This is a genomic window from Sinorhizobium sp. GQ132, from assembly GCF_059758575.1.
In genome coordinates this window covers 24,684-35,945 of sequence record NZ_JCAXDX010000010.1, presented here as the reverse complement: position 1 = coordinate 35,945, position 11,262 = coordinate 24,684, and the positions used below count along the sequence as shown (strand labels likewise).

Genomic DNA, 11,262 nt, shown 5'->3' with positions numbered 1-11,262 from the left:
CGCCCTCACGGCTCCTGCCGAACCGGTTTTTCCATGAACAGGCTCAGCGGATCCGGCAGATAGGTGCCGAAGGGCGGGCGCTCCACGTAGCCGGATGCCCTGTACAGGCCGATCGCTTCCGGCTGATGGATGCCGGTCTCAAGACGGATCGCCGTCAGACCGAGCTTTGCCGCTTTGGCTTCAAGGGCCGATATGAGCAGCTTGCCAATCTTCAGCCCCCTCGCCTCCGGGTCGATGAACATCCGCTTGATCTCGGCCGTACCGTCGCCTGCTTCGACGAGGCCACAGCAGCCGACGATTTCGCCGTCACGTCGAGCGACGAAAAAGGATACGGCCGGCTGCTCCAACTGAGACAGATCGACCAGATGATTGCTTTCGGCCGGATAGAGCGATGCCGCATAGGCGTCGGACAATTCGAGCAGGCGGATGACGGCCGGCTGGCGCGGCGACTCTTCGGCGATGGCTACGGCGGTCATTTCAGTCTCTCCCCATGCACGATCGTAAGCTGGATGTGAGCTTCCAAAGGAATCCATTCGGTCCCGCCCCGGAAGCGCCCGGTACCAACGCTCTAACGCCGAAGGACGCCGGGACCAATACGCCAAACGACGCAAGTTCGCAGCTATCACAATCAATCCGCGTAACGGGGAGAAACAATTTGTTTCAGGCCCGGCCGGCTTTGCCCTTCTTTGGAAAGAATCGGACGGCCATAAACAGGGAGTCGCCATCATCTGAACGGAAGAAGTGACCATGAAAGCCGCCCTGATCGTCATGACCATTCTCGGTTGCGACGACAACGTGACCCAATGCCATTACATCTCGACCGTGAACGGCGACTGGCCGTCGATCGTGCAGTGCGACGCGGAATCGCAAAAGGAACTGCCGCGGTTCTCCGACAGGAACTACCCGGTCGTGGTGGCCGTGTGCGAGAGCTCAGGGCCGGGCATGACGGCGGAAACCGAGCCGGTTCCGGAGATGAATGCAACGCTTCCGACCGAGCCGGGCCTGCAGCAAAACACACCCCCAGCGGCGGAAGGCGGAGAACCAACCTTGCCGAGGCGCGCTTTGGCATTGATCAGTGGCGCCGTACCCGACCGGGAGAAACTGAAGGCGATCGTCAGCGCACCGGTCCACTACGTCGAAGACGGCTATTCCTGGGTGGCGCGCCGATTCGGCAATTGAGGTAATCAAGTCCTCTTACGCGGCCTGGCGGGATTGCGACGCGTAGTTGCGCGCCCTCTGCCGCTGCTCGGCAAAAGCCAGCCGCTCCGCCAGTTCGGCGACGACGTGATATGCGCCGCGGCTTCGGCGGCGAAGGCGATCCGAAAGTCTGGCGGCCACGGAGGGCGAGACCCCATCGTGATCCGCATCTGCCTCGCATTGGCAGAACAATACGGCCTCCGAAAACACTCCGCTTACTTCACGGCCAAGACCCGCAGTTTCGAGGAGAGCCCTGATCGAGTGGAACCGCCCGCCCGAAAGGATCGATCGGACACGCTTTTCCGGGACTCCGGACAGATCCACGATCGCCGCGGAAAAAAACTCCGTCCGGCCGCTGCAAAGCGCCGTCAACAGCAGAGCCGGCGTCAGGCGGCCGGCTTTGCGGAGACCGGCAACCATCCGCTGCAATTCCTCCCTCGCGGAGGCCGAGGAAAGCGTCAGCGCTGCCGCATCGCACGACTCCCGCACGACACGCTGCGCCCGCTCCTCGCCCACAACGGCGCGTACCAGGTCGGAGGCCGCAAGCGCCGCGCCGACTTTTTCGGCGAGTATCTGGCGCGCGTCGCTCGGCAGATCATGACGCTCGAGCAACAGGCCACGGGCGGCCACGCTATCGCCGAGGCGGTCGGCTATTCGCCGCAACGAGCCCGGAGAAAGTCTGGCCCCCGGGTTTTCCAACAGAATGAGCACCTCTTCCTCGCCGCCAATCTCGGCGATCGCAGCCGCAACCGCGCATGAGACGGCGCTACGGGAGGCGATCATTGCCCGCATCTCCGCGCCGCCGTCCGCCGTCATGTCGACAAGATCTTCGTCGTTCAGGACGGGAGAGCGGGAAATGGTGACGTAGGCGATCTCGGGCTGATCCTGCGCAAGCGCCTTGATGATCGAGCGCGGTACAACCGGGCAATCGGCCAGCGCCTCGGCAAGAGATCGACGCACCTTGGGCGAAGGATCGTCGAGGAGAAAGGTCATGGCCATTTCGGCCGCTCGCCGATCGATGCCGTTCACAGCGGCTTCAGCATAGGCGCGACCAAGCGCACTGGCAGCACTGGCACGTTCGCTGGCTTTCGCCGTTTCCACCCAGCGAAGAAATGCTTGTATGATCACCTATGCCCCACTAGTCACCGAGCAGCCCCATGCTCGAAGCCTAGCGGCCAAAGGTTTAAGATTGGTTCACCATGTCTGTTAACGGCGCGATAACCACCCTACCGCTCCTGTATCTGCCGGCCGGCGACCCGTCGCCTCCGAAGGAGATCCTGACCGCCGTTCAAGCGGTCGTGATGACCGGCGGCCAAACTGGCCGGCCACTCTCGGACCTGCCTCGGCAGGATGCAGGCTGCCTGTTGCTCGCCCGGATCGGGACGAGCGGCGATCCCGGCGAAGACGAGCTTGCCGCTTTGATCGGCAACGGCTTCGATGGCATCGTGCTGCCCGGATGCCGCGGCCCCGCAGACATTCAGCGGCTCGATGTGCTGCTCAGGGTCGCCGAGGCGGCGGCCGGCAAGGCCGAGGGCCGAACGGTGATTCTTGCCGAATACGCGACGACGCCGGAAAGCGTCCTGTCGCCGCATTCGCTGGCGGGTGCATCACCGCGCCTCTCGGCACTGATATTCGATGCTTCGGCCCTGGCGGAAGCGTGTGGTTGCAGGCGCGTCACCGAAACCGGCGATGCGCCGGCCGTCGTTCGGGCCGGCCGCGCGGCGGCGGTCCTGAGAGCTCACGAGGCCCGCATCGCGGCTTACGACATGCTGCCGGTCGACGCCGATGATGAGGGGGCCGTGCGACGCCTGTGGAAAAGCAGCGTAGAGAATGGCTTTTCCAGCGTTGCCATCCGCTCGCCGCAACAGATCGGTCTTCTTGCCGCTGCAGGTGTCGCGCCCCAAGCCCAGACGGGATGAATCGATGGACGACGGTCTCAGGTCGATCACCTGAACCATCGTGATCTAGCGGACAGGCCGGATCATTTCGAAGACGTCGCCGCCATCGCAATAGTCCATGTAGCCGAGCCGGGCGAGCGGCTTCACGGTCGCCATATCGAACCGCCCGTCGCGAATGGCCTCCTCGCGGATGTGAATGCCGACCACTGCGCCGATGACGACATAGCTGTCGGAAGCCACGCCGTCGACGCCCTTGGGACGAAAGATATCCGTCATCCGGCATTCGAGCGCCGCGAAGGCCTCTCCCACGAAGGGAGCCTTCACGAGCGTTCCGTCGACGGGGGTCAGCCCGGCAATCTCGAACTCGCTTTCACCATGCGGGGCTGCCACCGAGGTGAGATTGACCGCCTCGCTCAGGTTGCGGCTGGCAAAGCTCGCGGTGAAATCCCCGGTCGCCTCGATATTGCGTACCGAATCCTTGTAGCCGCTCGAGGCGAACATCACGAGCTTCGGCCGGTCACTGATGGCGTTGAAAAAGGAATAGGGCGCGAGATTCAGCGCCCCATCGGCCGCGCGCGTGCCGATCCAGCCGATCGGTCTCGGCGACACGATCGCCTTGAAGGGATCGTGCGGCAGGCCGTGTCCGTTTCCGGCCGTATCGTAGAACATCAGTCGCCCTCCCCGACCCAGGTGACGATCTCTTCGAGTTCGGGCCTGGGGCGCTCCGTCGGCGGCACCATTGCGGTGCCGATGTGAATGAAGCCCGCAATCTTCTCGCCCGGCGCCACGCCGAGCAGCGGATAGGCCCGTTCCTCGAAGGCATACCACTCGGTCAGCCAGTTCGAAGCGTAACCGAGCGCATTTGCGGCCATCAGCAGATTGAGGCAGACGGCACCAGCCGACATCTGCTGCTCCCATTCCGGAATCTTGAAATGCGGCGCCGCCTTGCTGACCACGGCGACCACGACGGGCGCGCGCGTCAGCCGCGCCTCCTCGACCTTGATCATCTCTTCCGGCATGTCCGGCCTGGCGGCAAGCGCCATCTTCTTCAGTTCGGCGCTGATGCGCGCCCTCTCCTCGCCCCGATAGACAATGAAGCGCCACGGCGCCAATTTGCCATGATCCGGCACGCGCGAGGCGAGCTTCAGCATCTCCGCGACTTCCGCCTTGCTGGGTCCTGGCTCACCCATCTGAAAGGCCGGGATGGACCTGCGGGAGGCAAGATAGTCGACAAGCTTTATTTCGGTTTTCATATCGAGCGAATTCCACTAGTTTGCCGCCGGATCGGCAGCCACGAAAATGCCATACCGGCGTCCCAAGTGGAGTCACCCAGTCAAGAAGTCAACTGCTCTCATGCGTCTCCGTCCTCGTATTTTCCTGAGAACCGTTCTGGCGATCACACTCGCCGGGCCCGGTGCGGGACGTGCGCTTGCGGAGGATGCCACAGACGCCTTCAAGAGCTTTCCCTCGATCTCCGGCACGCACAAGATGCCGAAGCTTACCGGCTTCAGCCCGCTCATCACCGATCCGATGCAGGGCGGCCAACTGAAGGACGTGAAGCTCGAGGCACTGCTGACGGATAATGGAAAGCCGGTCCAATCGGGCCTTACCTGGCGGGTCTTCAGCCCCATTCCGGGCAGCGACGGAAAGCTGCCGCTGCTCGCGACCTCCGAGGGCGGCTCCACCGCTTTCAATCTCGTGCCCGGCGAATATTTCGTCAATGTCGCTTTTGGCCGGGCCGGCGCGACCCGCAAGATTCGTGTGCCCGAAGACGGCCCGCTCGACAAACAGGTGCTCGTGCTCGATGCCGGGGGCGTCATGCTGAACGCCGTCTCCGGCAGCGATGTCCGCATCCCGCCGAACGAACTCAGCTTTTCGATCTTCTCTTCCGACGTGAGGGAGGATGGCGAGCGCGGCCTCGTGGTCGCCGACGTGAAGCCCGGTACGGTGGTTCAGCTCAATGCCGACACCTACCACGTCGTGTCGAACTACGGATCGGTGAATGCCGTCATCCGTGCCGACATCCAGATCGAAGCCGGCAAGCTGACCGAAGCGACGATCCAGCACCGCGCCGCGAAGCTGACCCTGAAACTCGTCTCGGAAGCCGGCGGCGAAGCCATTGCGGATACCGCCTGGTCGATTCTCACCTCCTCCGGCGACGTCGTCAGCGAGAGCGTCGGCGCCTTCCCGACCCTCATCCTTGCCGAGGGCAGCTACACGGCGGTGGCGCGCAACAAGGACAAGATCTACCAGCGCGACTTCGCCGTGAAGGCCGGGGTCAACACTGATGTTGAAGTGCTGCTCAACGGCAGCGGCGAACCCGACGAGGCCGCGGACGCGCAGGACTGAAGACGTAGCCCCGCCCGACCCCTCAACCGCCTGCCGGTACCTTCACCCATCAAGATGGCAGTAGGTGGCGGCCGCCGGATGAGCGGCAGCCGCGCGACAAGAGCCTCACAACGGTGCTCACGGAATCCCACAGTTTCAGTTGCGGGCGTGCGCTCGAACGTTTTGAAACTACGCACTCGCGCACGAAAACCGTTACACACCTCTCCTGGAATTGCTCTTGCGCTTTAGGTCCGGTGCCATGGCTTCGGCGGAAAGCGAAGCGACCGCCTCGTCCAGCGACATTGGCGTCTGCGCCTGAGAACCCAGGCGACGGATGTTGACCGAGCGCTCCTCCGCTTCGCGCTTGCCGCAGACGACGATCACCGGAACCTTCGTCACCGAATGCTCGCGGACCTTGTAGTTGATCTTCTCGTTGCGGAAATCGGTCTCGACCGTCAGCCCCGCATCACGCAAGCGTTCGGCGACTTCGCGGCCGTAATCGTCCGCTTCCGACGTGATCGTTGCGACCACCACCTGCAGCGGCGATATCCACAGCGGCATGTGGCCGGCATAGTTCTCCAGCAGAATGCCGAGAAAACGCTCCATCGAACCGCAGATGGCGCGATGGATCATCACCGGCTGGCGCTTCTCGGATTCGCTGTCGATGTAAAAGGCGCCGAAACGCTCCGGCAGGTTGAAGTCGACCTGCGTTGTTCCGCACTGCCATTCGCGGCCGATCGCGTCCTTCAGCGTATACTCGAACTTCGGGCCGTAGAAGGCGCCCTCGCCCGGCAGGATGCCGGTCTTGATGCGGCCTTCGGACTGCGCCTCGATGGTCTGCAAGACTTCCGTCATCACGGCTTCGGCGCGATCCCAAAGCTCATCGGAGCCCACGCGCTTTTCCGGCCGCGTCGACAGCTTCACGACGATCTCCTTGAAGCCGAAGTCCTCATAGACGGAAAGGATCAGGTCGTTGATCTTCAGGCATTCGGCCGCCATCTGCTCGTCGGTGCAGAAGATGTGCGCATCGTCCTGCGTAAAGCCGCGGACGCGCATGAGGCCATGCAGCGCGCCGGAGGGTTCATAACGGTGGACTGCGCCGAATTCCGCCAGCCGAACAGGAAGTTCGCGGTAAGACTTCAGACCGTGCTTGAAGATCTGAATGTGTCCGGGGCAATTCATCGGCTTCAGCGCGAAGACGCGGTCATCGTCCGTATCGTCGCCGGCGACAGTCACCTTGAACATGTTGTCGCGATACCAGCCCCAGTGACCGGAGGTCTCCCACAGCGACTTGTCGAGAACCTGGGGAGCATTGACCTCCTGGTAATCGCCTTCGAGCCGGCGGCGCATATAGGCGACGAGACTCTGGAATATCCGCCAGCCCTTTCCATGCCAGAAGACCACGCCGGGCCCCTCCTCCTGGAAGTGGAAGAGGTCCATCTCGCGGCCGAGCCGGCGATGGTCGCGCTTCTCGGCTTCGGCGAGCACGTGCAGATACTGATCCAGCTCCTCCTGCGTGTGCCACGCAGTGCCGTAGATGCGCGTCAGCATCGGATTGTTGCTGTCGCCGCGCCAATAGGCGCCCGCCACCTTCATCAGCTTGAACGCCGTACCGATCTGGCCTGTCGAGGCCATGTGCGGCCCGCGGCAGAGATCGAACCAGTCGCCCTGGTAATAGATCTTCAGGTCTTGCCCCTCGGGGATGGCGTCGACGAGTTCCACCTTGTAATTCTCGCCCTTGGCGGCAAAGACCTCCTTGGCCTTTTCGCGCGACCAGACCTCCTTGGTGAAGGGCCTGTTGCGGGCGATGATCTCCCGCATCTTCTTCTCGATGACGGGCAGGTCGTCCGGCGTGAAGGGTTCGTTCTTGGCGAAGTCGTAATAGAAGCCGTTGTCGATGACCGGACCGATGGTCACCTGCGTTCCCGGCCACAACTCCTGCACGGCTTCCGCCATGACATGGGCCGCGTCGTGGCGGATGAGCTCGAGCGCGCGCTTGTCGTCGCGCGTGACGATCTCGATCCTACCTTCCGTCACGGCATCCGAGAGATCGCGCAGTTCGCCGCTGATGGCGATCGCGACGGCCTTCTTGGCGAGAGACTTCGAGATCGATTCCGCGACATCGCGACCGGTCGTGCCGGCGGCGAATTCTCGAACGGAGCCATCAGGAAATGTAAGGGAAACAGAATGCGACATCATGATCTCCTATCCAGTCCCGCCAACGAATGCGGGTGGTATGGTTTGCCGGCCGGGCCGGTTCGCGGGCCTGATAAAGCTTTTTCACCGTGGAGTAAAGGCGCGGCGGCCGCTCAACCGGCAACCATTTCACGCAGTCGCCTCACCGTGTTCCAGTTGCGCACCGTCCCGATGCCGAGCCGTTTGGTCGTTAGCGCCCCGAGCAACTTCGATTCGCTCGCCCTGCCGGCAAAATCGACCCAGAGATCGCCGTCGACGATGGCCACCCGCTCGCCCCTGGAGCAATGGCCGAGCAGTTTTTCCCGCATGTCGGCTTCGAGAGGAGAGCGCATCACCCGCACGTGGACGCTCGCAGGATCCCTTTCGCTTTCCGCAAGAAAAGGGTTGCCTGCCGCAAGTCTCGACCAGTCCTCCGCGGAACGAAGGATGATGTCGACGTGACGGCCGAAGGTCTTCTCGAAAGTCCCTTCGAGTTCGGCCTCCAATTCCGCGAGCGGCTTTGCTGGCGACTCGAACAGAAGATTGCCCGTGGCGACGAGCGTGCGCGGCGCCCTGTAGCCGAGCGCTTCGGCCATTGCCTTCAAGTCGGCCATAACGACGCGCCGGCCGCCGGCGAGAACGATGCTGTGCAGCAAGGCGACGTAAGCCTTCATTCGCCTGAAGCCCGCCAGAAATCGACAGCGCCCGCGGGTAGGCGCGCGAGCACGCGATCGAGCAGCATTTCGTCTATATTGCGCCGCAACGCCGCGGCTACGTCTGCGATCGCCGTTTCCGGAGAGACGTTGTGATTGCCGCGGAAGGCTTGCACCTCGCGCGTCATCGCCCGGCGTTCGCAGAAGGGCACGGTCGGCTCCTCCAGGTCCCAGTCGGCGACGAAGATCGCTCGAAGGACCGGCGGTAGCGCCTTGGCGAAAAGCAGGGCGCCGGAAATATCGAGGCGACGGCGGAAAGTGTAAAGCACCGCCTGCACCATGGTATAGGCCTGATTGGTTGTCTGAAGAGCGGCGATATCGCGCGCGTCGACGATGAACCGGTCGAAATCCGCAGAGGCCTGCCGGTATTCCATCGGAATGGTCACGGCTCTCATGCGTCCTTTCGGCGTAATTGCCAGTAGCGCCATGGCGTGTACCAGCGCTGGCGCGGTGCGAGGCTTTCCGGCACCGGATCGAATCCGTGGGTTCCGCCCGGGCCGCAGCGGATGACCCGGAACAAGGTCAGCCACCCGCCGGCCCAGAGGCCGTATCGGGCGATCGCCTCGAAGCCGTACTCCGAACAGGTCGGCAAGTGCCGGCAGGAATTGCCGATGAAACTCGACAGCGTCAGTTGATAGGCGCGGATCAGGGTGACGCCGACGAGGCGCCCCGGCGTCTTGCGGAACGGCCCAGACCAATTCCGCCCTCCGGCGGCACCGGCATCGCCACGGGTGAATGCATGATCGGCATGGGGCTGAGGGCACATGGCTCAGACGGCCGCGGCGAGGCGCCTCGCCTCGATCTGACCGATGGCATCGACGACGGCATCGAAAGTCAGCATTGTCGAGGCATGACGCGCCTTGTAGTCCTTGACGGGCTTCAGAAAGCGCATGTCTTCGAAACGATCCGATGGCCCCTCCCCATCCGCCTTCAGCATGGCCAGCATGTCCTCGCGAGCCTGCCGGATCTCGTCCGCATGGGCACCCACGACATGGCGCGCCATGATGGATGAGGACGCCTGGCCGAGCGCACAGGCCTTGACGTCATGGGCGAAGTCGATGACGACGTCGCCGTCCATCTTCAGCCAGATCCTCACCTTCGAGCCGCAAAGCTTGGAATGCGCGGCGGCTTCGGCGTCGGCGTCGGTCAACATTCCGAGGCGCGGAATATTCCCTGCGAATTCGAGAATTCTGCTGTTGTAAATGTCGTCTATCATTTAGGAATCCGGTGGATTTTTCGCGGTTTCGGGCGTTCGGCGCATGATTTTCCCCAGGCGGCGGGAAAAAAGCAAGGCGTGGCGCATTCGGGCTCTTTTATCCATGTGGCACCATACTATATGCTATGTCGTGTTGGGGTGACAGTTCCGCAAGGGGATCAAATGTCGCCTGTTGTTTGGGAAACCGTGCCGGACGGTCCAGTGCACTGCTAAGCCGAGACCCGAAAGCCCCGGAGCCCGCCAACGGAACCCAAGCCTGCAGGGTTAGGCGTATGGCCAATGGCGAGTTGTCCGAAAAGATAAAACGTCAGCAATTTCGTATTGCTTGAAGGGGCCATATGGACGCCATAGTGAAGAATTTTCCTGTGCTCGACGACACAGGTCGTCCGACGCAGAAGGAAGCCGAAGAAGCCGTTCGCGTCTTGTTGCGCTGGGCAGGTGAAGATCCGGCACGAGAAGGCCTGAAGGACACGCCTTCGCGCGTCGCCAAGGCGTATCGGGAAATTTTCGGCGGCTACGATCTCGTGGCTGAAGACGTGCTCGGGCGAACCTTCGAGGAAGTCTCCGGCTACGACGATATCGTGCTGGAAAAGGACATCCCGTTCTATTCGCATTGCGAGCACCACATGGTGCCGATCATCGGCAAGGCTCATATCGCCTATCTGCCGAACGGCCGCGTGCTCGGCCTTTCCAAGATCGCCCGGGTCGTCGATATCTACGCCCGTCGTCTGCAGACGCAGGAAGCGATGACGGCGCAGATCGCCAAGGCCATCGACGAGACCCTCATGCCCCGAGGCGTGGCGGTGATGATCGAGGCCGAGCATCTGTGCATGGCGATGCGCGGCATCAAGAAGCAGGGCGCGACGACGCTGACGACCACCTTCACCGGTGCGTTCAAGAGCGAGCCGGCCGAACAGGTCCGTTTCATGACGATGCTCCGGGGCTTCAAGTAAGCTCCGCCACCGCATGTTGAAAAGCATGCAGCAACCCCCAAGTGCTACAGCGACCTTGCGCGTCTGACCGAGACGCGCGGCGCTGTAGTGGAGCTCGGACTATGACGCTCACTTTTGCATCCCCTCCGCAGGACAAGGCCGAACTGGAAAGCGGCCCGGCCTTCACCCCGCGTTTCGACGAGAAGGGTCTGATCACGGTCGTCGTCACCGATGCCCGCGACGGCGAATTGCTGATGGTCGCGCACATGAATGCCGAAGCGCTGTCCCTCACGCTCGAAACCGGAATCGCGCATTACTACAGCCGCTCACGCGAACGCCTGTGGAAGAAGGGCGAAAGCTCGGGCAATTTGCAGACCGTCCGGGAAATACGAACCGATTGCGACCAGGATGCCGTGTGGTTGAAAGTCTCTGTGGCTGGCCACGATGCTACCTGCCATACCGGGCGCCGCTCGTGCTTCTATCGGACGGTCGGCGTCACCGATGGCGAAGCAAAAGTGGCGATCACCGACGACCACAGGCATTTCGATCCGGCGCAGATTTACGCCGGCAACTGAGCATCTGCATTTTCCTGGTTCACCTGGGTGATATATTCATCTTTTGGCAACCAAACGGGCATCTAATCATTAATCTTGTAAGTGGTTCCCGCGGTAACGGCGGAGTACCAAAATGTGTTGCAGGCTGTATCCAATGTTTATCGGGCGGGCCGCATTTGTAGCCGGTTCAGTGCTATATCTCGATCATGGTGTCAGACTTTCAGCGACCAAACGTGAAGCCGGCACCGG

At 62.4% G+C, this 11,262-nt stretch carries 14 protein-coding genes; 5 read left to right on the top strand and 9 right to left on the bottom strand.

Features of this window, described 5'->3' with window-relative positions; all coding sequences use genetic code 11:
* Positions 1-5 precede the first annotated feature (5 nt).
* Positions 6-476, bottom strand: a complete 471-nt coding sequence (locus AC6CIG_RS22600; RefSeq protein ID WP_437407798.1) for a GNAT family N-acetyltransferase — start codon at positions 474-476, stop codon at positions 6-8.
* Positions 477-747: 271 nt separating this feature from the next.
* Between AC6CIG_RS22600 and AC6CIG_RS22595 the strand changes: the two genes are divergently transcribed.
* Complete coding sequence (locus tag AC6CIG_RS22595; protein ID WP_100673950.1) at positions 748-1,179, top strand: hypothetical protein; 432 nt, start codon at positions 748-750, stop codon at positions 1,177-1,179.
* A 15-nt stretch (positions 1,180-1,194) separates the two neighbouring features.
* Here the strand turns inward: AC6CIG_RS22595 and AC6CIG_RS22590 are convergent, their stop codons facing one another.
* Complete coding sequence (locus AC6CIG_RS22590; protein ID WP_437407799.1) at positions 1,195-2,325, bottom strand: DUF2336 domain-containing protein; 1,131 nt, start codon at positions 2,323-2,325, stop codon at positions 1,195-1,197.
* A gap of 71 nt (positions 2,326-2,396) precedes the next feature.
* On the opposite strand from AC6CIG_RS22590, the gene AC6CIG_RS22585 reads away from it, so the two are divergent.
* On the top strand, positions 2,397-3,116 hold the full coding sequence (locus AC6CIG_RS22585; protein ID WP_498323851.1) for an aldolase/citrate lyase family protein: 720 nt from the start codon (positions 2,397-2,399) through the stop codon (positions 3,114-3,116).
* A 45-nt stretch (positions 3,117-3,161) separates the two neighbouring features.
* On the opposite strand, the gene AC6CIG_RS22580 is transcribed toward AC6CIG_RS22585, so the two are convergent.
* Together AC6CIG_RS22580 and AC6CIG_RS22575 are read right to left on the bottom strand one after the other, a co-directional pair.
* Entirely contained in the window at positions 3,162-3,764 is a 603-nt protein-coding gene (locus AC6CIG_RS22580) for a flavin reductase family protein (protein ID WP_275598046.1), read from the bottom strand.
* Positions 3,764-4,348 carry a nitroreductase family protein gene (locus tag AC6CIG_RS22575; protein WP_018097829.1) on the bottom strand — a complete coding sequence of 195 codons (585 nt, stop codon included), beginning with the start codon at positions 4,346-4,348 and terminating at the stop codon, positions 3,764-3,766. Before AC6CIG_RS22575 ends, AC6CIG_RS22580 begins: the two co-directional genes overlap by 1 nt.
* A 100-nt stretch (positions 4,349-4,448) precedes the next feature.
* Between AC6CIG_RS22575 and AC6CIG_RS22570 the strand changes: the two genes are divergently transcribed.
* The gene (locus tag AC6CIG_RS22570) at positions 4,449-5,444 is read left to right on the top strand and encodes an RgsD C-terminal domain-containing protein (RefSeq protein ID WP_437407801.1); all 996 of its coding nucleotides are present in this window, start codon (positions 4,449-4,451) and stop codon (positions 5,442-5,444) included.
* Positions 5,445-5,636: 192 nt separating this feature from the next.
* Here the strand turns inward: AC6CIG_RS22570 and thrS are convergent, their stop codons facing one another.
* The 5 genes from thrS to AC6CIG_RS22545 form a co-directional block, all read right to left on the bottom strand.
* On the bottom strand, positions 5,637-7,619 hold the full coding sequence (gene thrS / locus AC6CIG_RS22565; RefSeq protein ID WP_018097831.1) for a threonine--tRNA ligase: 1,983 nt from the start codon (positions 7,617-7,619) through the stop codon (positions 5,637-5,639).
* A 113-nt stretch (positions 7,620-7,732) separates the two neighbouring features.
* Positions 7,733-8,272, bottom strand: a complete 540-nt coding sequence (locus AC6CIG_RS22560) for a DUF1697 domain-containing protein (protein WP_437407802.1) — start codon at positions 8,270-8,272, stop codon at positions 7,733-7,735.
* A complete protein-coding gene (locus AC6CIG_RS22555; protein ID WP_437407803.1) occupies positions 8,269-8,706 on the bottom strand; it encodes a DUF2267 domain-containing protein in 438 nt (145 codons plus the stop codon). Before AC6CIG_RS22555 ends, AC6CIG_RS22560 begins: the two co-directional genes overlap by 4 nt.
* Positions 8,703-9,077: a membrane protein insertion efficiency factor YidD gene (yidD, locus tag AC6CIG_RS22550; RefSeq protein WP_018097834.1), complete on the bottom strand. Its 375-nt coding sequence runs from the start codon at positions 9,075-9,077 to the stop codon at positions 8,703-8,705. Before yidD ends, AC6CIG_RS22555 begins: the two co-directional genes overlap by 4 nt.
* 3 nt (positions 9,078-9,080) lie before the next feature.
* Positions 9,081-9,527, bottom strand: coding sequence for an iron-sulfur cluster assembly scaffold protein (locus AC6CIG_RS22545; RefSeq protein ID WP_100673958.1), 447 nt, complete (start codon positions 9,525-9,527; stop codon positions 9,081-9,083).
* Between the two features lie 338 nt (positions 9,528-9,865).
* Here AC6CIG_RS22545 and folE point away from each other — a divergent pair, with 338 nt between their 5' ends.
* Positions 9,866-10,480 carry a GTP cyclohydrolase I FolE gene (gene folE / locus AC6CIG_RS22540; protein ID WP_003534700.1) on the top strand — a complete coding sequence of 205 codons (615 nt, stop codon included), beginning with the start codon at positions 9,866-9,868 and terminating at the stop codon, positions 10,478-10,480.
* A 101-nt stretch (positions 10,481-10,581) separates the two neighbouring features.
* On the top strand, positions 10,582-11,034 hold the full coding sequence (gene hisI, locus AC6CIG_RS22535; protein WP_018097836.1) for a phosphoribosyl-AMP cyclohydrolase: 453 nt from the start codon (positions 10,582-10,584) through the stop codon (positions 11,032-11,034).
* The last annotated feature ends 228 nt before the right edge of the window (positions 11,035-11,262 follow it).